This window comes from Nitrosomonas limosa (assembly GCF_054188085.1).
On the sequence record NZ_CM135180.1, the window covers coordinates 587206 to 610487 of the forward strand.

General features: G+C 48.7%; 15 protein-coding genes and 1 tRNA gene. 4 read left to right on the forward strand and 12 right to left on the reverse strand.

What is annotated here, in order from left to right:
* Positions 1 to 6: 6 nt before the first annotated feature.
* The 7 genes from motD to flhB are packed head-to-tail and all read right to left on the reverse strand — an operon-like array spanning position 7 to position 7798.
* Complete coding sequence (gene motD, locus ACV7NC_RS02655; RefSeq protein ID WP_458153895.1) at positions 7 to 804, reverse strand: flagellar motor protein MotD; 798 nt, start codon at positions 802 to 804, stop codon at positions 7 to 9.
* A 29-nt stretch (positions 805 to 833) separates the two neighbouring features.
* Positions 834 to 1592 carry a flagellar motor protein gene (locus tag ACV7NC_RS02660; RefSeq protein ID WP_458153896.1) on the reverse strand — a complete coding sequence of 253 codons (759 nt, stop codon included), beginning with the start codon at positions 1590 to 1592 and terminating at the stop codon, positions 834 to 836.
* Positions 1593 to 1638: 46 nt separating this feature from the next.
* A complete protein-coding gene (locus ACV7NC_RS02665; RefSeq protein WP_458154818.1) occupies positions 1639 to 2355 on the reverse strand; it encodes an RNA polymerase sigma factor FliA in 717 nt (238 codons plus the stop codon).
* 6 nt (positions 2356 to 2361) lie between these two features.
* Positions 2362 to 3258, reverse strand: a complete 897-nt coding sequence (locus ACV7NC_RS02670; protein WP_458153897.1) for a MinD/ParA family ATP-binding protein — start codon at positions 3256 to 3258, stop codon at positions 2362 to 2364.
* Complete coding sequence (flhF, locus tag ACV7NC_RS02675; RefSeq protein WP_458153898.1) at positions 3251 to 4537, reverse strand: flagellar biosynthesis protein FlhF; 1287 nt, start codon at positions 4535 to 4537, stop codon at positions 3251 to 3253. Before flhF ends, ACV7NC_RS02670 begins: the two co-directional genes overlap by 8 nt.
* Entirely contained in the window at positions 4534 to 6615 is a 2082-nt protein-coding gene (gene flhA, locus ACV7NC_RS02680) for a flagellar biosynthesis protein FlhA (RefSeq protein WP_458153899.1), read from the reverse strand. The genes flhF and flhA overlap by 4 nt, the downstream gene beginning before the upstream one ends.
* 43 nt (positions 6616 to 6658) lie before the next feature.
* Positions 6659 to 7798, reverse strand: coding sequence for a flagellar biosynthesis protein FlhB (gene flhB, locus ACV7NC_RS02685; protein WP_458153900.1), 1140 nt, complete (start codon positions 7796 to 7798; stop codon positions 6659 to 6661).
* 193 nt (positions 7799 to 7991) lie between these two features.
* On the opposite strand from flhB, the gene ACV7NC_RS02690 reads away from it, so the two are divergent.
* The gene (locus tag ACV7NC_RS02690) at positions 7992 to 10400 is read left to right on the forward strand and encodes a penicillin acylase family protein (protein ID WP_458153901.1); all 2409 of its coding nucleotides are present in this window, start codon (positions 7992 to 7994) and stop codon (positions 10398 to 10400) included.
* An 89-nt stretch (positions 10401 to 10489) separates the two neighbouring features.
* On the opposite strand, the gene galU is transcribed toward ACV7NC_RS02690, so the two are convergent.
* A complete protein-coding gene (galU, locus tag ACV7NC_RS02695) occupies positions 10490 to 11386 on the reverse strand; it encodes a UTP--glucose-1-phosphate uridylyltransferase GalU (RefSeq protein WP_458153902.1) in 897 nt (298 codons plus the stop codon).
* A 191-nt stretch (positions 11387 to 11577) separates the two neighbouring features.
* The gene (gene galE, locus ACV7NC_RS02700; RefSeq protein ID WP_458153903.1) at positions 11578 to 12618 is read right to left on the reverse strand and encodes a UDP-glucose 4-epimerase GalE; all 1041 of its coding nucleotides are present in this window, start codon (positions 12616 to 12618) and stop codon (positions 11578 to 11580) included.
* An 892-nt stretch (positions 12619 to 13510) separates the two neighbouring features.
* Between galE and ACV7NC_RS02705 the strand changes: the two genes are divergently transcribed.
* Positions 13511 to 13586, forward strand: a tRNA-Lys gene (locus ACV7NC_RS02705).
* 122 nt (positions 13587 to 13708) lie between these two features.
* Positions 13709 to 14128, forward strand: a complete 420-nt coding sequence (locus ACV7NC_RS02710; RefSeq protein ID WP_458153904.1) for an allophanate hydrolase-related protein — start codon at positions 13709 to 13711, stop codon at positions 14126 to 14128.
* A 184-nt stretch (positions 14129 to 14312) separates the two neighbouring features.
* Here ACV7NC_RS02710 and ACV7NC_RS02715 read toward each other — a convergent pair whose 3' ends face one another.
* Genes ACV7NC_RS02715 through purL form a run of 3 tightly spaced genes read right to left on the reverse strand, consistent with a single transcriptional unit; the run spans position 14313 to position 21631 of the window.
* Positions 14313 to 16352: a M1 family metallopeptidase gene (locus tag ACV7NC_RS02715; protein WP_458153905.1), complete on the reverse strand. Its 2040-nt coding sequence runs from the start codon at positions 16350 to 16352 to the stop codon at positions 14313 to 14315.
* Positions 16353 to 16369: 17 nt separating this feature from the next.
* On the reverse strand, positions 16370 to 17599 hold the full coding sequence (locus tag ACV7NC_RS02720) for a ChaN family lipoprotein (protein ID WP_458153906.1): 1230 nt from the start codon (positions 17597 to 17599) through the stop codon (positions 16370 to 16372).
* A 42-nt stretch (positions 17600 to 17641) separates the two neighbouring features.
* Positions 17642 to 21631, reverse strand: coding sequence for a phosphoribosylformylglycinamidine synthase (purL, locus tag ACV7NC_RS02725; RefSeq protein WP_458153907.1), 3990 nt, complete (start codon positions 21629 to 21631; stop codon positions 17642 to 17644).
* Between the two features lie 89 nt (positions 21632 to 21720).
* Here purL and ACV7NC_RS02730 point away from each other — a divergent pair, with 89 nt between their 5' ends.
* Positions 21721 to 23256 carry an NAD(P)H-hydrate dehydratase gene (locus tag ACV7NC_RS02730; protein ID WP_458153908.1) on the forward strand — a complete coding sequence of 512 codons (1536 nt, stop codon included), beginning with the start codon at positions 21721 to 21723 and terminating at the stop codon, positions 23254 to 23256.
* The last annotated feature ends 26 nt before the right edge of the window (positions 23257 to 23282 follow it).

The following is a 23282-nucleotide window of genomic DNA, read 5'->3' on the forward strand; positions in this document are numbered from 1 at the left end:
AACGAGTTAATCTTCAACAATCGGAATTTCAATGATTTTATCGGGGTCAGCCGATAAAATCATTATAGCTACTCGTCGATTTCTTTTTCTACCTTCCGGTGTTTCATTACTCTCTAGCGGTCTATTCTCGCCATATCCAATTGCAGTCAATCTATGCGCTTCAACACCATTCTCGATAAATAGTCGGATTACGCTACTGGCACGAGCCGATGACAATTCCCAATTTGAAGGAAAACTTTCGGTATTGATCGGCACATTGTCGGTATGTCCTTCAACATGAATATCGTGTTCGTGTCCTTTGATGACATTCGCAACCGCCTGAAGGGTAAGGCTGGAACTCTCCGCAAGTTTAGCTTGTCCAGGAGAAAACAGAACACTTGCATTAATTTCAACAGTAATTCCCAAGGCACTTTGAGTTACCCTTACTTGACCATCTTCCACTAATGGCTCTAGAGCATTAAGAATGTTTTTAGCCATCCCCTTCATTTTTTCCTGTTTTTTTTCCCTATTGACTCCAGGATGATCGATCAATTTGATTGGAGCGCCGCTATTCGGGTGCTGATTTTGCAAAGCAGAAAATTCATTTGGTTGCGTAGATGTTACTGATGCAGGTGAATTGTTACTTTTAAACGCATTTACGATAGAAGAGCTGAGTACCCGATATTTACCTTCGTTAACTGATGAAACAGCATACATCACTACGAAGAAAGCAAATAAAAGTGTAATAAAATCCGAGTACGACACGAGCCATCGCTCATGATTCTCTTGTGATTCTTCAATTCTGCCGGCTCTTTTTTTTAACATACAATTTTTAACGCTCGAAATTATTCGATTTACACAAAATATCCTTTTAAGCGATTCTCGATAAATCGAGGGTTCTCACCATTGGCAATCGCGACGAAGCCGTCTACCAATAATTCGTGCATGGTTACATGGTCGTTGATGATGCTTTTAAGTTTATTAGCAATTGGCAGGAAAATCAGATTGGCCAGTCCTACGCCATATATCGTCGCCACAAAGGCAACCGCAATGCCTGTTCCTAAAATACTGGGATCAGATAAATTCTCCATCACGTGAATCAGACCCAATACGGCTCCCAATATCCCGATAGTTGGAGCGTAACCGCCTGCAGCTTCCCAAATCTTGGCGGATTGCCGTTGATATGTTTCTAGAGTCAAAATGTCGATTTCCAGAATTTCTCTTAATTTTTCCGGAGTGCTCCCGTCGGCTAATAACTGTAGCCCTTTTTTTGTGAACGGATCTTTGACTGTAGAAACATAGGATTCCAACGCCAACAATCCTTCTTTTCTTGAAATATGCGACCAGTTAACAATCTGCTTTATTAAATTTTGTGGGGAATATTCTGGAGGGTAAATGACCCAAACACTCATTCTGATTCCATTCACAAATACTTTCATCGGGCTTTGCAGCAACACTGCGCCTGCCGTGCCCCCGGCAACGATACAAAAAGCTGCTAGCTGCAGCAGTGAGCCGACATGCCCTCCTTCGAGAATTTGCCCGCCAATGATTGCAATAAACGCTAACGCAATACCGCCGACACTGTTGAAATCCATCTTCGCTTTTTTATTCATTGCGAAATCCAATTAATTCACTGGATAATCGAATCGGCTCAACGACTCAAATATTTCTTAAGCGGCTGCGTAACCTTGCAACAGCCTGAGTATGCAATTGACAAACCCGTGATTCACTCACGCCGAGTACTTCGCCGATTTCCCGTAAATTCATCTCCTGCTCGTAATGCATACCCATAACCTGTTTTTCTCTTGGGGGCAGATTATCAATCGCAGTAATCAAAAGGCTACGAAAATTATCATCCAGCAAAGCGTTGAGGGGATCGCCCTCGGAGTTCACGAATAGCCGATCCAAGAACGGCTCTTCGTCCTCTTGCTGAAAATCCTCATAATAAATTAGTTGAGCGCCGCGGGCACTTTGCAGGGTTTCGTGGTATTCATCCAAAGACATTTCGAGCTCGTTCGCCAGATCTTGCTCGCTGGGTGCGCATCCGTTGCGTTGCTCTAATAAATTCACGGCTGCCTCGATACGCCGCATTTTCTTGCGTATACTTCGAGGTAACCAATCCGCCTCGCGTAATTCATCCAGGATTGATCCACGGATGCGCTGCGCCGCGTAACTTTCAAATTGGCGTCCGTAAGAACCTTCATAGCGGTTAATCGCATCGAGTAATCCGATCATTCCGGCTTGAATAAGGTCGTCGACTTGCACACTTGCAGGAAGTCGAGTCATCATATGATAAGCAATCCGCTTCACCAGAGGTGTAAATTCAACGATAAATTGCTCTTTATCAATCGTTTTGGTTCCAGTCGCAGTATACATAGTCATTCACACCGTAAAATTGTCCATACTTAATAGGCTTGTTCGAATTAACCGTTGCATAAAACCATCAACTCCTCCGTCATACCGATCCGGACACGCCGAACGCAGAATGTTTTGAGCAAGATGTCTAAAACACTCGGCAGCCTGAGAATTTGGGTAAGTTGACAAGATTGATTTGCATAACTGCGTCGAGTAATGCAGCTTGTCATCATTCGGTATGTAACCGACATATTCGAGTGAAGCGGAAAGATATTGCCGGGCGACTTTGTATAAATTCTGGTATATCGCTAAAGACTCGGTTTCGGAATCAACCCGGTTAACTAAGATAAGAAAATGTTGTCTGGAATATTCCTGGCTCATGATTTTGATGAGCGCATAAGCGCCTGTCAGAGACGCAACAGATCCTGAAATCACAATCAGAATCTGTTCCGATGCCAGGCTTAGTGGTAAAACATGCGTTGTTCCTGTCATTGCAGTATCAATTAATACAATGTCAACTGTATCGGCAAGCTCTGAAAAACTCTTGACAAGCCAATTCTGTTCAAGAGGATTCAGTTTGTTTAAAGCCTGAATACCACGCATCGCGGATAGAATGGAGATATTGTCCGGGCCGCGCAAAATCACTTGTTCCAAACGCTTATCGCGATGAATCACATGCAACAAATCAAATCGCGCTTTGATGCCAAAACTCGTGCAAATATTGTTGTGACAGGGATTTTCATCGATTAGGAGCACGCGTTGTCCGTTCTGGGCCAACGCGGAGGCCAGATTCACGATAACGCTGGTTTTACCCACCCGTGCTTTGCCCCCAGCGATAGTAAATACTCGCCCGGATTCCAGCGCTCGAAGAGCGGTAAGCTGACGTAATCCCGCAGCTTGATCTTGAAGAATAAATCTAGTCATATGCCAATCCTGCAACCGATTTATCCACGGATGGCAACGTCTCCGCATCGCCTTTGGTAGCCATAATTAAGGCAAATTCCGCATCTTGCAAAGTGAAAGCGGAATCCTTAGCAGTCGATTTGAATGCGCGATGTACCAAATAGCGTGAATGTGCAGCGTGAATATCTTCCGGAACCTTTTGTCCGTTGGCGACGTAATGCAAGACCAGTTTTCGGCGTATTGCCGCGTCCAATACCACACCCAGGCTTGCGGCTTCATCAACCTTGGTGATAATGCAGCCGGATAACCCTTCCTCTTGGTAAGCAGAAATAATTTCATCCAATGTCTTGCCATTACAAGTAGCGCTCAATATCAGAATGCGCTTTACTTCACTGCCGCAATTCTTGAACATAGACATTTGTTGCACCACCATGCGATCGCGTTGACTCATACCGACGGTATCAATCAATACCATATGCTTGTTTCGCAATTCGGAGAGCGTTAATTGCAAATCCTCTGTATCTTTGATATTGCGAACAGGAATTCCAAGCAGTTGCCCATAAATTCTGAGTTGTTCATGACCACCGATCCGGTAACTGTCGGTAGTGAGAAGCGCGACTTTATCGGCGCCATGCCGGATCACGCAACGGGCTGCGAGTTTTGCGGTAGTCGTGGTTTTACCGACACCGGTCGGTCCGACCAGCGCATAAATGCCGCCCTGTTCAATCATGTCGTCACTCGCTGCTGTTCGAAGATTTGCCGACAAAATTGACATTGCTTGTTTAAGGCTCTGCTCATAATCAAAATTTTCGGACAATTTACCCATCAAATGGCGCGCTAATAATGGACTAAAACCGCAATCCAGAAGTGTTCGTAGCAGTTTTATTTTATCCGGCCGGCGCTGTGTTAAATTCCCCCAAGCGACTGTTGCCATTTGATCTTCCAAAGTACTGCGCATCGCTTGAATCTCGGCAATAATGTCGCGAGCAAATGTTGCGGAAATCGTGTCATTATCATACAGTGATGGTTGCTGCACAGGGCTGTCAGGCACCGGCTTTGAGAAACTCTCTGTGTCGGCGAAATCATTTTGTGATTCATAATATCGGTTCAGAGCAGACAAACCGGGGGGCGGCGCGTCCTGTTGCACTAAATGAGTCATCTCCGCATCGGCTAATGCCATGATTTCCACCCCGTTCCGGATTTTCCGGTTGGATAAAATAACGGCGTCTTCGCCCAACTCTTCCTTAACTTGCCGTAACGCTTCACGCGAAGTCGATGCAATATACCGTTTTACTTTCATTGATTACCTCCAACCAGGGAAGTGATTTTAATTTTCTTGGAATCAGGAATTTCAGAATGCGACAGCACGCGTAACTGCGGGAAAGCGCGGCGTAAAAATTTTGCCATTAGAAAGCGAATACTTCCGGGCACCAGCAAAACCATTGGTAACCCCAGTTTTTCTTGCTGTTGCGCGGCAACGCGAGTCTCATTCAACAGGGTATCCGCTAATCCTGGTTCCATTCCAGGACCTTGGGTGCCATTGCCTTGCATGACTTGAATCAGCAAATTTTCCAATTCATGATGCAAGCTCATGACTTGCACTTCAGACTCCGCTGGGAAGAATTGATCGACAATGGCGCGGCCCAGCGCGGATCTGACTAAGGCAGTCAACTCAATGGAATCCTGGGTTTTTGCCGCATGCTCGGTCAACACATCAATAATGGTGCGCATATCCCGGATATGAACATCCTCTTCGAGTAAGTGATGCAAAACCTTTTGCACCGTCGATAGTGGCAGTAACTTGGGTACCAAATCTTCAATAAGCTTGGGAAACTGCACATTCAAATGATCGAACAGCTTCTGCAATTCCTGCCGTCCTAACAGTTCGGCTGCATGCGCATGGATCAAGTGATTGATATGAGTGGTAACGACCGTACTTGCATCGACAACGGTATAACCATTGAGCTGTGCTTGTTCACGTAATGAAGATTCGATCCACACGGCCGGTAACCCAAAAGCGGGATCGCTTGTAACGGTACCGGGTAATTGCATGGTTACTCTGCCCGGATTTATCGCCAAGAACATGCCGGAGTATGACTCTCCTTGACCAATGACTGAACCTTTCAGGGTGATACGGTAGGCATTGGGCCGCAATTCCAAGTTATCGCGAATATGGATGACTGGTGGCAGAAAACCGATTTCTTGCGCAAATTTTCTACGTATTCCATTAATTCTCTTGAGTAATTCGCCTTGCTGATTTTTGTCGACCAAAGGAATCAAGCGGTAGCCTACCTCAAGCCCTAGCGTATCAATCGGGGTCACATCTTCCCAGCTGGCATCCGAGCGTTCCAATGAAGGAATTTCCGCGGGCACAGGAACAACCGGCTGTACTTCGGTATTTCTTTGTTTTAAGTAAGCCAATGCCCCTAAAATGGCGGCAATAAACAGGAAAACAAAATTCGGCATTCCGGGAATTAACCCCATGATGCCTAGAATTGCAGCGGTAATGATTAAAATGTGAGGTTGATTGAACAGTTGGCTTAAAACTTGTTCGCCCAAATCTTCATCGGTTGTGACGCGGCTTACTACTAAACCCGCAGCGGTTGAAATAACCAGCGATGGGATTTGACCAACCAACCCGTCGCCGATCGTTAATAACGTATAATTTTTTGCAGCGACGCTTAAATCCAGATCATGCTGTAATACTCCGACTATCAGCCCTCCGACGATAGTGATCAGCATAATCAGGACACCAGCGATGGCATCGCCGCGCACAAATTTACTGGCACCATCCATGGAGCCGTAAAAGTCGGCTTCCTTGGAAATGGTTTCTCTGCGTTTTCGTGCTTCGTCTTCACCGATCAGCCCAGCGTTCAAATCAGCATCGATCGCCATTTGCTTTCCGGGCATTGCATCCAAGGTAAAGCGGGCACTAACCTCGGCAATACGACCTGCACCCTTGGTAATCACAACGAAGTTGATAACTACCAGGATAATGAAGACTACCAACCCAACCGCATAATTACCGCCGACCAAGAAATGACCGAATGCTTCAATAACTTTTCCAGCGGCATCCGGGCCGGTATGGCCATCAAGCAATACAACACGTGTCGATGCGATATTCAGCGACAGTCTCAACAATGTGGTAATTAGCAGAATCGTCGGGAAAACTGCAAAATCAAGCGGATTCCGAGTATAGAGACTTACCATCAACACGATAATCGACACTGCAATATTGAACGTGAATAGCAAATCCAGCACGAAAGGCGGCAACGGCAATACCATCATGGCCAGAATCATGATGATCAAGACCGGTCCGGCTAGGGTCTTGAAATTATTAACATTCGCCAACGATGATAATGACACTGCAGCATTCATAATGATTTAAACCAACAAAATAAAATGATCCGAAAAAATACGATTAAACAGTTTGTTGCATTTGATCCAATTCCGGTGGCACGGGCACATCAACCGGCGGATTTGGAGCTTTACCGCCATATTCTTGATAACGCCGCAACTGAAATACATATGCCAGAACCTCAGCGACCGCCGTGTACAGTTTCTCCGGAATTTCACTCTCTAGCTCGGCGTGATGGTATAAAGCCCGCGCCAACGGCGGTGCTTCCAGAATCGGAATGCGATTCTCCTGGGCGATTTCGCGGATCCGTGCGGCCAGCAAATGCACGCCTTTTGCAACCACTTTAGGCGCGCGCATGTTGCTTTGATAACGCAATGCCACGGCATAATGCGTCGGATTGGTCACAATGACATCTGCTTTCGGCACTTCCGCCATCATGCGGCGGCGCGCAGCTTCCCGTTGAATGCTCCGGATGCGAGCCTTAACAAATGGATCCCCTTCGCTTTCTTTGAATTCTTTACGGACTTCCTCTTTGGTCATCCGCAATTGTTTGGCATGTTCCCAAATTTTGTAGGGGATATCGATTGCAACAACCAGAATCATCGCGCCGACGATCACAAGAAAACTCATTGCCAGAAAATCACCGGTGCGGCTGACACCGAGATCGACCGGAAGGGTCATCAAAGCCATCACCGTGTCTTTGTTCGACCAAATGACTAATGCCGCGACGCCACCAATAATCAGTGTCTTAAGAATCGCCTTGATCAGCTCGACCAGGCTATGGACCGAGAAAATCCGGCCAAAGCCTTTGATGGGATCAATGCGGTCAAATTTCGGTATCAATGCCTTAGTGCTGAACATCCAGCCGCTTAACAGCATCGGCGCAAAAAAGGCGACAACCAGCAGCAAAAACAATAGGGGGGCCATCGAAATCAATCCCTCGATGGTAAGGTGATAGAGCCGTACGAGCATCAACTCCGACTGAAATGCCAGCTCTCGCTCAACGACCATGCCCGATTTCATGATTTTCAGCAACTTGTCCATTAATCCGGCGCCCAAAAACAAAATCCCGGCAGCCGCGGCTAATAACACAGTGAATGTCGTCAATTCAAGAGAACGTGCAACCTGGCCCTCCTCACGCGCTTTCTCCAAGCGCCTCGGCGTGGCCTCTTCGGTACGTTCTAAATCACTTTCTTCCGACATGACAAGCTCCAAAATTCTACCAATGCATTATCATTGGGCTGCGTATGATTCAATGGCTGGAATAAAGAAGGAATCATGCCTTTAATTACTAATAGCTTCGAATTCACTCAGTAATTCTTTTAATATCAGATCACTACCGGTTAAATTCACTCGCTTTCATTACCTCAAACTGTATTCTTCACTCAAAATCTCTATGCCTTCCGCTACGCATTCATTGATACGAAAATTTACTGCAAATCCGATTCGCTCCATCTTATTAATAAGCCTGATAATTTCAGCGTTATTCATCATCGTCGCTGGTTTATTGCTGCGCGGCAGTCTGCCGCAATACGATGGCAACGTGATGCTTCCGGGATTGGTTTCACCGGTGGCTGTAGAACGGGATACGCTAGGCAGCACTACTTTAACTGGCCACAGCCGCCTTGATCTTGCAATGGCGATGGGCTTTGTGCATGCGCAAGAACGCTTTTTTGAAATGGATCTGATGAGAAGACAGTCCGCCGGAGAATTAGCCGAATTGTTTGGAATCAAAGCAATCGCGCATGACCGGAAAAACCGTTTGTTGCGGCTGCGCACACGTGCAATTGCAGTTTTGCAGCAACTGCCCGTTGAGCATTTGCAATTGCTTGATGCCTACCGGATGGGTGTCAATCATGGTTTACAGGCGTTGGCAGTGCGTCCATTTCCTTATGTATTCACCCAATCAAGTCCCGTTCCATGGCGTAACGAAGACAGCATATTGGTCATTCTGGCCATGTTTTTGACATTGAATGAAGAAAATTTCAATCGAGAACTGGCGCTTTCCAGCATGCGCGCAGTGCTACCCAAACCATTTTATGAATTTCTTACATCATCGGCTGGAAATTGGGATGCTCCCCTACTTGATGAGCTCGTGCAATTTCCGCAGTTGCCATCGCCGGAAGTAATTGATTTACGAGTAATCAATGGGCAAACGCCTTCGAATGATTTTTTCCTGCTTGAACAATCACCCGGCAGCAACAGCTTTGCTGTGTCGGGAAAACTAACGGGCGGCGCTGCAATTGTTGCAAATGACATGCACTTAAAGTTACGTGTCCCCAATATTTGGTTCCGGCTGCGCCTGGTTTATCCGAATGCGACATCCGATCGATTTCACGATATTACGGGCATCAGTTTGCCAGGTGTTCCGTCCATCGTGATCGGGTCCAACCGGCATATTGCCTGGAGTTTCACCAATAGCCACGGCGATTTCTCTGACTGGGTGCGAGTTAAAATCAACGATACCGATCGCACACAGTATCGCAATTCAGAGGGTTGGCAACCGCTCCAAACGTTTACCGAAACGATTCGGATCAGAGGTGCACCGGATGAGCAGCTCAAAATTTCCGAAACAGAGTGGGGACCGATCATTACACAAGATTATGATCAAACACCGCTTGCATTGAGATGGACAGCATTGCAGCCGGATGCAATCAACTTCAAATTGCTCGAGCTGGAGCAAATCACAACGGCGGCTGAGGCTGCAGATCTTGCACGTCAATTCGGCATTCCGGTGCAAAATTTCATTGTTGGAGATCGTGCGGGCAATATCAGTTGGACACTGGCTGGCCGCATCCCCGACAGATTAACCGATTATGATCCGCAGACACCTGCCGATTGGTCGCTACCTGGTGCCGGATGGCGCGGTTGGCTGGATTATGATTTGTATCCGCTACTCCATAACCCTGACTCAGGACGCTTATGGTCAGCCAATTCCCGTACCGTTTCTGGAGAACAACTCAAATTAATAGGTAACGGTGGTTACGACTTGGGTGCAAGAGCAACGCAAATTCGTAATCGCTTATTCGAGCACGATCAATTTTCCATTGCAGACTTACAGGCTATTCAGTTAGATGATCAAGCATTACTGTTAACCCGATGGTTCGAGTTGTTGCGAAAAACCGTTGAATCACCTGATAACAGTGAAGAGTGGCTGCAACCAATCCAAACCGCATTAGCGGATTGGACCGGTAAGGCATCCATCGATTCCGCCGCATACCATCTTGTCCGTGCATTCCGTTATGAAGTCATAGATACGTTGATGAACGGTTTTGTGTCGCCGATTCGGCAAAACGATGCGGAATTCCGCTTTCCTCGTCTGAGCCAAACAGAATGGGTGGTGTGGCAATTACTCGAGCAACAACCGCCACATTTGCTTCCTGCACCGCACAAAAACAGGAATGATCTCTTGCTGCATTGTCTGCAGGCAATCGCAAAACAAATGAATACTGACGGTCGTGTGACCATCAAAAAGTGGGGCAGCGTCAATTCCGCACGGATCCGGCACCCAATCAGCCAGCAACTCCCAGATTGGGTGACGCGGTGGCTGGATATGCCGAACGATCCTTTGCCCGGCGATCACAATATGCCGAGAGTGCAATCCCCAAACTTTGGCGCTTCGCAACGTTCAGTCATTGCACCCGGCCAGGAAGAATTGAGTTTCTTTGATATGCCCGGAGGACAAAGCGGTCACCCGCTTTCACCCTATTACGGCAAAGGACACACTAACTGGGTTCAAGGAAAACCAACGCCGCTTTTACCCGGCGCAGCTGATAGACAAATGAGACTGCTACCATTCGATTAATTTGTATTGGGCGGATTCACCGCTAAAATGCACAATTCATTTATTGCCGGGTTTTTCCTGCATAGTAGTAATGGCCTTGTTTTGGTGCACTATTGAACTGGATTCTGCACCGTTTTACACATGAGCTCGCGCAAATACCTTTCAAAACCCTCCTTAAGCTCGGGATGTTGCAAGGCAAATTCCACTGTTGCTTGCAGATAGCCGGATTTACTGCCGCAATCGTAACGTTTTCCGGTAAATTCATATCCTAATACCGTTTCATCCTTCAGCAATTTTGCGATTGCATCGGTTAATTGGATTTCATTGCCAGCACCACGCTCAGTTTGTTCCAATAGCTTAAAAATTCTCGGCGTCAGGATGTATCGACCCACAACCGCCTGATTAGATGGTGCCAAGTCAATTGCGGGTTTTTCAACAATGGCGTTCACTTTTGAAAGATTCTTTGCCATCATCGAGCTGTCGATAATTCCATATCGATGAACGGTATCGTGTGGCACTCGCTCGATTCCTAAAATCGAACAATGATGCTGACTATAAACATCGACCATTTGACTTAAACAGCAACGCTCACCAGCTTTAATCAAATCGTCCGCCAGTAACACCGCAAATGGCTCATCGCCGACTACTGATTGCGCGCACAAAACTGCATGACCGAGACCCAAAGCTTCCGCCTGACGGATGTAGATGCAGTCTATGCGGGATGGCAGGATATCTCGAACCACATTCAGCATCTCCCATTTACTGCCTGCTTCCAGCTTGGCTTCCAGTTCGAATGCTTTATCGAAGTGATCCGGAATTGAATTTTTATTTCTACCGATAATAAAAATTAACACATCAATACCAGCAGCAACAGCTTCTTCGGCAGCAAACTGAATCAATGGCTTATCGACAATCGGCAGCATCTCCTTGGGATTTGCTTTAGTAGCGGGCAAGAAACGTGTTCCCAATCCGGCCACAGGAAATACCGCTTTTTTAATCGCTTTCATTGATTGTTCTCCTTAAAAATCAATAAATAGAATATAAAAAATATTTGAACTCACGTTTGGGAAGCGCTGATTAATTCGACGAACGTGATGAAGTGCGAGGCGCACGGAACGCAGTAACCGAGGCATATCAATTAGATAGGCGAAGGAATGAGTACCGCGCAACGAAGCAATTCGCTCGTGCAGTCAATTAATCAGCGCTTCCTTTGATAACCGTTTGGGTTCGCGCTTTGCCAGCGCCAACTATCCTTGCACATGGCTTCTAATCCAAATCTCGCTTTCCAATCAAGAACTTGGTATGCAAACCGAGGATCCGCATAACATGAAGCAATATCACCGGAACGGCGAGGAGCCATCTGGTACGGGATCCGGCATCCACTGACCTTTTCATAAGTACGCAGTACATCCAGTACACTATAACCCTCCCCCGTTCCAAGATTTACGGTCATACAACCGGAAGATTGATCATTTTGTACACTATGCATGCTATTCAATGCCACCAGTGCACGGATATGACCTACAGCCAAATCGACCACGTGAATATAGTCACGTACTCCTGTACCATCGGGCGTTGGGTAATCGTTACCCCAAATATTCAAATGCTCCCTTCGACCCACGGCGACTTGCGCAATGAAAGGCATCAGGTTGTTCGGTATACCTTGCGGGTCTTCGCCGATTAAACCGCTGGCATGGGCTCCCACCGGATTAAAATACCGCAATATACAAATCTTCATTGATGGATCGCTGCGGGAAAGATCGCGCAGAATCTCCTCTATCATCCATTTGCTGCGACCATAAGGATTGGTGGGTGACAACGAATGATCTTCAGTAATGGGCAAACAAACCGGATCGCCATACACTGTAGCGGAAGAGCTAAAAACGATCGTTTGAAGCTGGCATGCCTGCATCGCTTCCAATAAGCGCAATGTACCGGCTACATTATGGTCATAATAAGTGAGCGGTTTAGACACTGACTCGGCGACTGCCTTCAAACCTGCGAAATGAATCACGGCAGTGGCCTGGCTCTGCTGAAGCGCAGCGATCAAGGCATCCCGATCCCGGCAATCGCCATGGATCACTTGTAACTTCCTTCCAGTAATCTGCTGCACCCGAACAAGCGCTTCCGGACTGCTGTTACTGAAATTATCGAAAACAGTTACGTCATAACCCGCATTTAACAATTCAACGCAGGTATGTGATCCGATATATCCTGCTCCGCCTGTGACAAAAATCATAAAAACCCTAATGAAAATGATCAATTATTGCAACCTTAACCGGTCTCGTCGACAAGATTACAGTATGGTAATAATTGCTAAAATGATGCTTAATTATTGTGACAATGCGATGTAATGAACGAAGGAAGATAACCGACCGCCGTAGCAGGTTGTTTTAACGCGCTGCCATCAGCTTTTTAGCTAATAATTTATTTATGAGAGACCTTTTCACGGTGTCATGAGCGGTACGAGAACAAGGCAAAAATTTGCGAAAAAGCGGAGTTTACAACGGGGTAAATGAGCATTTTTCGCGAATTTTTAACGCAATTATCGCGCCGCGTAGTAACCGTGCAAAGGTCTCTATGAATTACAATAAATTATCATTTGCTTGATTATCTCATAAAGTTCCACAAGGCAAAATGCGTAACTGATGCACTTTCTAAGCAGTTATTGTCATTTGACTAACACCTGCCGGGCAGCATCCGCTCATTTTGCTTCATCATCTCTAACCGAAATGTTTTTTCAAGTAAATCATCAGAAATATTCCGTGACGTCGCGACAAATTCATGCGATGCGTGGCGACGATTCAGAACCCTATGGGAACTTAAAATAATCGAGGTTAGTTGTAAATTGGCATGATTATAAAAGACAATGAATAGCGTGATGACACATACACAACACCATTCGATCCAGAAGTATTGCTCGATAAACATAATTCCATTTTATAAACAATGCGATACCTATTTTCGCAATTCTCAATCATGTGTGTTGTTAACATGACTCTATATATTAAAACAATACGTTAGGTTTCATAACTGAGGTATTCACCGTTATAATTTTCTACTTACAATTAATAATTCCCAAGATTAGGTCTTTTATTACCGCAACCGAATCAGGTATAATGCCGCGCTTTGGGTCGTTAGCTCAGCCGGTAGAGCAGCGGACTTTTAATCCGTTGGTCGGCAGTTCGAATCTGCCACGACCTACCAGACAAAACAAGCACTTAGATAGAATTTCCTATGTGCTTGTTTTCACCTTCGCAGTACCCTTGGCAGTCATCAGTAATTACTATCAACATCCACAATGTGAATAGTCTAAGAATCAATTAATTATGCAAATCCAACTGGCTGTTAACGGTACGCTGATGCGAGGCTTAGAGTTAAACCACAATCTGCTTGAATTAGGTGGTGTGTTTGTGAAAGAAACTCATACTGCTCCCAGTTATCGGCTCTGGTCGATTGACGATCGCTATCCGGCAATGCAGCGCTGCTCGAGTGGCGGATCAATTTCTCTAGAGATTTGGAGTTTAGAATCATCTCAATTGGGTGAATTATTGAATCGGGAGCCCGCCGGACTATCACTCGGAAAAATTCTCTTAACTGATAATCATGAGGTATTAGGAATCTTAGGGGAATCTTATCTCTGCGAGGGCAAACAAGAAATAACTCAGTTTGGAGGTTGGCGGGAGTACACAAAATTTCGTCAAGTGCGTGCAGAAAAGCACCTCAAAAGGAGTGCTAGCAGTAATTAGAAATATCCTGCTTTGTAACAAATAAACTGTTCACATTAAAGCGAATGAATTATTGTTTTAATCCATTGTGGCATCGATGACGATCTACCGGGATTCGTAGCTTTAAGTTTTCGATATTAACACAGTTATCGTAACCTACTACTCGTTCATGGCGTTCACTCAGTAACATAAGATCCATGCAGAATTATTCGACAATTTTTCGTTGCGCCTGCATTGGCCAGATGCCTTTCTCGATCATTTGCCGGCCATCAAATGCGAGGTAGCTTTGCCGTCCGTAGTGCGGCAACGGCCGTTGCAGAGCTTCAAGCGCAGCAGTGTCTGTTACGGAGACAATCGCCAGAGTTGCGCCATCTGGTTTTGCGACAGTCCATACTTTTGCGTTGCCTTTTGCCGCGATTGCTTGCGGAATGCCGGGTAACGACAGCGCATCCAGCCAGCGTTCAACATCTGCGTGCAAACCGATGACCAGCCCCGGAGCATCGGTAAGCAACTGGTCATTCGTGAGCAACTTCGGCGTCCGGCGTTGCAGTTTTTCCGCAAGCGCTGCGGCGAGCTGCCGGATATCGTCTTGATCCGACAAAATTAGCGTTTCCGTTGCCGGATGCACCATCACATCGCGCAGGATCGGTGGCGCTTCCTGCGGTGCTAATTTCCGGAACAGACGCAGGTCCGGATCGAGCAACACGGCTTGCGGTTTTCCGGAAAGTTTTAAGGTAAATGTCTGTTGCGTTTGCTGCAAATCGAGCCGATGCGAGACCGGTCCTTGATCGGTTTCAACCACGACCGGCACTGGCAGATGATAAGCCGGTTCCGATTGTGTCAATCTCAGCGTCAATTCATGACCGTTGTCCGTTGCGCTGTTTGCCGCCGCAGCGATTGCGATAGCCGGTGCGCCGGCGCGTTCGAGCCACTGCGAAAAGAATGGCTGTAACGATTGACCGGACACGATTTCGAACATTTTTTGCAGATCGCTCCATGGCGTGATTTTAAACCGGTGCGTAGTCCATAGTCCTTGCAACCCGCGCTGGAACATAGCCGGTCCCAATTGATCGCGAAGCATGAAAAAAACCATTGCCGCCTTGTTATAGCCGACGATTTTTGAAGCATCGTGCGTACGTGAAGTAAATGCGGTGAGCGGTTGATCCTGTCCAAGCTGCAGCGAGGCAAAATCCCGCAGCCACCCCAAGCGCATTTCCCGCGCGGCTTCTTCGCTTTGATCCTCCTGATAAGCGTAATCAGCCATGAACGTGGTCAGACCTTCCGACCAGTTACCGCTGCGATAATCCGGATAGATCCCGTTACCCCACCAATTGTGCAGCACCTCATGACCCAGGGAGGTATGACGGATAAACGGCAGTTTCAATACGTCAATGCCCAGGTAAGTCAAGGTCGGCATACCGAACCCGGTTGGCGTCGGACTCGAAACCACGCTGAATTCTGAGTAAGCATACTCACCGATTTGCGCTTCATAACGCGCCAGATAGTGTTTCACGGCTTCCAGATAATCGGCGCTCAGTTCGCGGATTTCAGGATGGAAATAGGTGCGCAATTGCACCGGTTTTTGTTTGATGTTGTGATAAATTTGTGTCTCGATCACATACGGCCCGGCCATCAAGTCGATGCCTTCGGCAGGTTGTGTAAATTCAAACGATGCACGGTAACCTTGTTCGGTATCGGATTCCTCGACCAAACGGCCGGGCACCAAGCCCTTGTATCCAGGCGGCAGTTCGATTTTAATTTTATACTTGGCCAATTCGCCTGCTATGCGCGGATACCAGTTCGATCCATCCGGCAGAAAAGTACCATCCGCACCGCTGACCGCAAGCGGTTTTCCCAGCGTCTGATGATGATCCAGCGATGTATCAAGTGTATCCAAAGCGCCTTGCCAGCGGATTAGAAACTGGATCTGCTGGCGGAAATGAAAAGGAATATGCCAGATGTGCGGCTGACCGGCCTGCTCGCGGCCTTGTCCTAACGGACCGTCGTTGAATTCCGCCTGCGTGACCTCATACGCCCCGCCCAGCAGCAATTGCAATTCCCGCGGCCGCTCGACGGTAATCATGCTGACGCCTTCAATCGTACGTTTAACGGGATCGATGGTCACCGTCATGTCGTATTCGATCTGATTGAATTGAAACGGCGCCGGGCGCGCCAATACATCGATGCTGACAGCACCCAACAAAATCAGCAACAGACCGGCTCTGAGCAAAAACAATAGTGACATAGAACTAAACTAAAAAATCAGGATTTAATCGGTGGAAATTTTGCAATAACTTCGATGACTTGGTTTTCGCGCTTGAGTCTAATCGGCAACCAAGTTCCCGGCGCTTGCCGTCTGACGATGTTGATCACGTCTTCAGTCGTTTGCAGGGACAGTCCGGCCATCTCCACAATTACGTCGGATTCCATCAACTTGGCAGCTTCGGCAATGCTGTTTTTCTCAACCTGCAAAACGATTGCGCCGCCTCGCCCCATTTCATAGCGGATTCCAAGCCGCTGAAACTGCGGGCGGATCAATTCCGGAACATGCGGTAAAACGCCGAATACCGCATCCGCAACACCGGCCACCAGTTGCTTGCAAGATTTATCGCTATCCCAAGGCAATAGTGCCGAAACGTTTCTGACCCCTAAGTCTTGCAATTGGTGCGGCACACCGAAACCGTGCAGCACGTGGCCGGAACCCATCACACCGACCACCAGCGGTTTGCCCAGCGTGACGGAGCCATTGACAGCTTGCTGCAATACATGCGCCATGGCTCGGTCCCATAGTAATTGACCATCGATAAATTTGCGGAAATCGGGATCATGCTGGGATATTTCCCCTGCCTGTTTGTTTTTCCGGTCATGCTGTTTGTAAATCGGCAATAAATATTCCATATACGCCTGGCTCGGCTCGGCCGGGCGTGTCAAACCTTCGCGATCTTCCACCGGCACACCGTAAAACCCTTTTTCCGCGACCTGTCGGCGCAATTTGGTTTCAATATTCAGCGCCAGCATCGGAATCCGGTTCATGCGGGCAAAATGAAACAGCGGTAAATACAAATTCGGATCGGTATTCCACACATGATTCCAATCGGATGCGCGTAAAAACTCCTGCTCCGTCAATTCGCCCGCAATCCATCGATCCAGCGCCGCTTGCACCCGGCGTGGAAACATCTCAAAGCCGATAACCATATCCGGACGTTGTGCGTGTAACGCCGCCAATGTCTGTAATTGCCAGCGATGATGATCGGCGTTGACATGCGTTTCGCCAAGCAATACCACTTCCGCTTGTGCTGCGCGTGCAATCACTTGCTGCTGCTGGATCTTGCCGGAACCCGGCACCACCCAATCGCCCAACGGCACACACTGATTAGAAACCGGTTTTTTCAATGGGGTCACCACGGCATGCGCCGGATTCAATGTCAGCCCGAATACCAGAACCGCGAGACCTAAAAAACGATTACCATGATGGTCGAGAAAATTTGCCATTTGAATTGTTCTTTTATTTAGTAAGTTAAAAGGTATTACCAATTATCCGATCCATTTGCGCGCATTACGGAACAAGCGCACCCACGGACCGTCCTCAGCGCTGTCGTCGCGCGCATCGGGATGCCAGGAATGCTGCGTAACCCGGAACACTCTTTCCGGATGCGGCATCAATACATTAAAACGGCCATCCGGTGTGGTCAAACCGGTGATTCCTAACATCGACCCATTCGGATTGTACGGATAAATTTCCGTGGTTTGACCGCGATGATCAATGTAGCGCAGTGTCACCAGATTGGTCGTCTGCCGAGAATGTTCTACAGAAGAAAATTCCGCTTTCCCTTCACCATGCGCAACCGTGATCGGCATCCGGCTTCCAGTCATGCCATCGAAAAACAGCGATGGACTCCGCTGCACCTCTACCATGACAAAACGCGCTTCAAATTGTTCCGACACATTGCGTTTAAATCGAGGCCAAACGGCTGCACCCGGGATAATTTCCTGCAAATTGCTCATCATCTGGCAGCCGTTGCACACGCCTAATGCAAAAGTGTCAGTGCGTTGAAAAAATGCTTCGAACTCATCGCGTGCACGCGAATTGAACAAAATCGACTTGGCCCAACCCTCTCCAGCGCCCAGCACATCGCCATACGAAAATCCACCGCACGCGACAAAACCAAGAAAATCCTTCAATGAAACGCGCCCCGCAATAATGTCGCTCATATGCACATCGATCGCATTAAAACCAGCACGGTCGAATGCTGCCGCCATTTCGACATGGCCGTTGACACCTTGTTCGCGCAGGATCGCAACCGGAGGACGCAAACCGGTTTGAATAAACGGCGCTGCGATGTCATCGCTTGCCTCGTAGCTCAGCGCAATTCTCAAGCCAGGATCGGTCGTATCGAGAATACGATCGAACTCCTGCTGCACGCAAACCGGATTGTCGCGCAATTTCTGCATCTGATAACTGGTTTCCGACCAGGCGCGCTGCAAATCCACGCGTTTTTCCGCGAAAACCGGTTTGTTGTTGCGCATCAGGCGGATTTCATCGGATTGATTCAAGTGACCGATGACGAAACTATGATCACGCAAACCGGCATCCTGCAACGCTTGCATGACTTCCGGGCGTCGCGATGCGGCAATTTGTATGACTGCGCCCAATTCTTCATTGAACAATACCGCCAGCAGACGCTCCCGGAAACGTCCGCTCCATTGCTCGGGGCGCATTTCCGAGCCGTCTATGTCGTTGCTATGCGGATCGAAACACAATTGATCCAGATTGACTGTCAATCCGACATGACCGGCAAATGCCATTTCACACAACGTGACCAATAAGCCACCATCGGAACGATCGTGGTACGCCAATAGCATGCCAGCCCGATTCAGACGCTGGATTGCGGAGAAAAAAGCTTTTAACCGGGTAGCGCCGGATTCGCCGTCGATCGTCGGCGCCAGGTTGCCAACTTGCTTGTAAACTTGCGCTAATGCAGAACCGCCAAGGCGGTTCAATCCTTGCCCCAAATCGATCAAGATCAACTCGGACTCGCCGCTGCCGGTGTGCAGTTGCGGCGTCAGCGTCTTACGCACATTGGAAACTGGCGCAAACGCCGAAATAATCAGCGATAACGGAGCAGTTACTTCCTTGCGCCCCCCCGGCTCTTCCCATGCGGTTTTCATCGACATCGAATCTTTTCCGACCGGAATGCTGATACCGAGTTGCGGACATAATTCCATGCCCACGGAATGAACCGCATCGTACAATCCGGCGTCTTCTCCGCGATGACCGGCGGCTGCCATCCAGTTAGCCGATAATTTGATAGCTTCGATACGTTCGATTGCCGCTGCGGCGATATTGGTTATCGCTTCACCAATTGCCATACGCGCCGCCGCTTTCGGGTCGATCAGCGCCAATGGCGTGCGCTCGCCGATCGCAAAAGCTTCACCCAGAACTGTCCGGTACCCCATGCTGGTGACTGCAACGTCAGCGACTGGAACCTGCCAAGGTCCCACCATTTGATCGCGCGCCGACAATCCGCCGACACTGCGATCGCCAATGGTGATTAAAAAAGTTTTGTCGGCAACCGCTGGCAATCGTAAAACACGATAAACCGCCTCGGACAAATTGATACCGGAGCTATCGAACGCCGGCAGCACAAAGCAATCATGCGTCACGTCGCGCGTCATTTTCGGCGGCTTGCCGAGCAAAACCGGCAGCGGCATATCAACTGGCGCCGCCGGTGATTGCGGATCGGTCACTTGCAACAATTCATCGGCAGTGGCTTCTCCCACCACTGCAAACGGACAGCGCTCACGTTCGCAAATGCGTTGAAACAACCCAAGCGATTCCGGTTTGATCGCCAAAACGTAGCGTTCTTGCGCTTCATTGCTCCAGATTTGCATCGGTGACATGCTGGTTTCTTCCGAAGGCACGGCGCGCAAATCGAAACGCCCGCCACGACCGGAGTCATGCACCAGCTCGGGAAATGCATTGGAAAGACCGCCTGCGCCGACGTCATGAATGAACAAAATCGGGTTTTCCACCCCACACCGTTGCAATTGCCAGCAACGATCGATCACTTCTTGCGCGCGCCGCTGCATTTCCGGGTTGCCGCGCTGCACTGAATCGTAATCCAACGCTTCAGTATTTGCACCGGTATCCATGCTGGATGCCGCTCCGCCGCCCAATCCGATGAGCATGCCGGGTCCACCCAATTGAATCAGCAATGCGCCCGGTGGAAATTTTTCCTTGCGCACATGCGCATCCGCGATTTGGCCAATGCCGCCAGCCAGCATGATCGGTTTGTGATAACCGCGCATTTCGCCGCCAACGCGCTCTTCAAAAGTACGGAAATAGCCTGCCAGATTGGGGCGGCCAAATTCATTATTAAAAGCCGCACCGCCGATCGGGCCTTCCAGCATGATTTGCAGCGCCGATGCAATTCTCCCCGGCTTACCGTAGGATCCTTGACCATCAAACTGATCAACTTCCCATGGTTGCACAAAACCTGGAATGTTTAAGTTGGATACCGAGAAACCGCACAAACCGGCTTTCGGTTTTGCGCCCCGCCCGGTTGCGCCTTCGTCGCGAATCTCACCGCCGACACCGGTTGCAGCACCGGGAAACGGGGAAATAGCGGTTGGATGATTATGCGTTTCCACTTTCATCAATAGATGCGTTTTTTCTCGGGAATAACCGTAGACTTGTCCGTTTCCCGGATAAAACCGGTCGATGTCCGCGCCTTCGATGACGCTGGCATTGTCGGCATACGCCACCAAAGTGCCTTGAGGATGCAATTGATGGGTGTTGCGAATCATCGCAAACAACGAGTGATTACGTGGTTTACCGTCGATGATCCAGTCTGCGTTGAAAATTTTGTGCCGGCAATGTTCCGAATTGGCTTGCGCAAACATCATCAATTCGACATCGGTCGGATTGCGTTGCATTTGCTGGAAATGATGCAGCAAATAATCGATTTCATCCGCCGACAACGCCAATCCCATCGTTTGATTCGCTTGCCGCAGCGCATCGATGCCACCGCCGATCACATCAATGGTATTGAGCGGGTTTGGCGGAAAGTGTTGAAACAAGTGTGCTGCATCTTCCAGCGACGCCAGCACAGTCTCAGTCATGCGGTCATGTAGCAATGGCTTTAACCGGGATAACGCGTCAGGGGATATCGGAGATTTGCAACGAATGTAATAGGCGATGCCGCGTTCGATGCGCTCTACTGCCGTCAGCCCGCAATGATGCGCAATATCGGTGGCTTTGCTCGACCACGGCGAAATCGTGCCGGGGCGCGGGACAACTAGAAAAAAATCGCCATTCTGCGGTGTAGCGTTCAGAGATTGTTGATGATTTAACAGCTTGCGCAATGCTGTCACCTCATCGTCTCGTAAATCATGGGTTACCGAGCAAAAATGCCAGTATTCGGTATCAATCTCAGCGACCGGAATATTTAATGCACTGAATTGTTGTCGTAATTTATCCAGCCGGAATGGCGACAACGCACGCCCACCACAAAATTGAAGCATCAAAAGCAATTGTTTAAAGATTAAAAGATTGCAATTTTACACGAGAAGATGTACTTATCGCTGATCATCATCCCATTGGCACGGTCATTATGTTAGCTAACGATCCTGTTTTCTTGACTGCAGAAATCCGCGATATCGAGCAGCAGGCGATGAAAATGCCCAATCCGCCACCGCTGATGGAAAAAGCCGGCCTGGCGGCAGCACAAGCGATTCGCGACCGGTTGCTGAAACGCCCCAACCATTCAATCCTGGTTCTCGCCGGTCCTGGCAATAATGGCGGTGATGCATTTGTCGTAGCGCGTTACCTCAAGGAATGGGGCAATGCCGTGACTGTGGTATTCCAAGGTGACCGCAATCGTGTTCCAATCGATGCGAAACAAGCGCTGCAGGCTTGGCTGGCATGCGGTGGCGATATTCATCACGACATACCGGATGGTGATCGTCACTGGGATATTTTGGTGGATGGTTTATTCGGCATCGGGCTGGATCAATCGAATAATCGGCCCATCGAAGGTCAATACCGGCATTGGATCGAAACCGCCAACCGCATGACAGTGCCGATTGTCGCACTGGATATCCCATCCGGCCTGGGGAGTGATGACGGTTGCATTTACGGTGTTGCCATTCGCGCAACGCTGACAGTTACTTTCATAGGACGCAAACCTGGTTTGTACACTAATTTCGGACCGGAATGCTGCGGCAAGGTGATACTGTGCGATCTGGGCATTCATTTATCAACAGAACCGGAACCGCAAGCTTGGCTGTTGAACCGCTCTTTCATCTCAACGCTGCTGCCACCGCCCCGTTCTGCCAATAGCCATAAAGGTTCATTCGGCAATGTCGCCGTCCTCGGCGGCTCGACCGGTATGACAGGGGCCGCATTACTGGCGGGGCGGGCGGCACTGCACTTGGGCGCCGGCCGGGTATATATCGGATTGCTGGCGGATAATGCACCCGCCGTTGATTTCTCCCAACCGGAACTGATGCTACGCACGCCGTCTGCGTTAGCCGAATTGGAATCGTTGAATTGTCTGATCGTTGGACCCGGCCTAGGTCAATCGGCCCAAGCCTTGGTGTGGCTAGAAACTGTGCTTGACAGCAAACATCCGTTGATTTTCGATGCCGATGCGTTGAATTTGATTGCCCAACATTCGAATTTAGCCAATCAACTCAGCCAACGTACCGCCATCAGCATTCTGACTCCACACCCGGCGGAAGCCTCGCGTCTGCTGAACACCGACAGCACTGCAATACAAAACAATCGCATGAATGCCGCGTTGCAAATCGCACAGAAATTCAACAGCTATGTCGTACTAAAAGGCGCCGGCAGCATCTGCTGTTTTCCGGACGGCAAACGTTATCTCAATACCAGCGGCAATCCTGCGCTCAGTACCGCAGGAACAGGCGATGTGCTGGCGGGCATCATCGGTGCGCTCCTTGCCCAAGGCTTGGATTCCGGCCAAGCATTGCTGCTGGCGGTTTATCTGCATGGCGCTGCAGCGGATCGCTGGGCCCGACAACAGCAAGGAATGCTGGGAATGGTGGCGTCGGAAGTTATCGCGGAAGCGCGCTGGCTATTGAATGAGTGGATTTATCAGCGCGCGCCGCAACCGTTCGAGCGCTAATGCTCAAGGAAACATTGATTAATTCG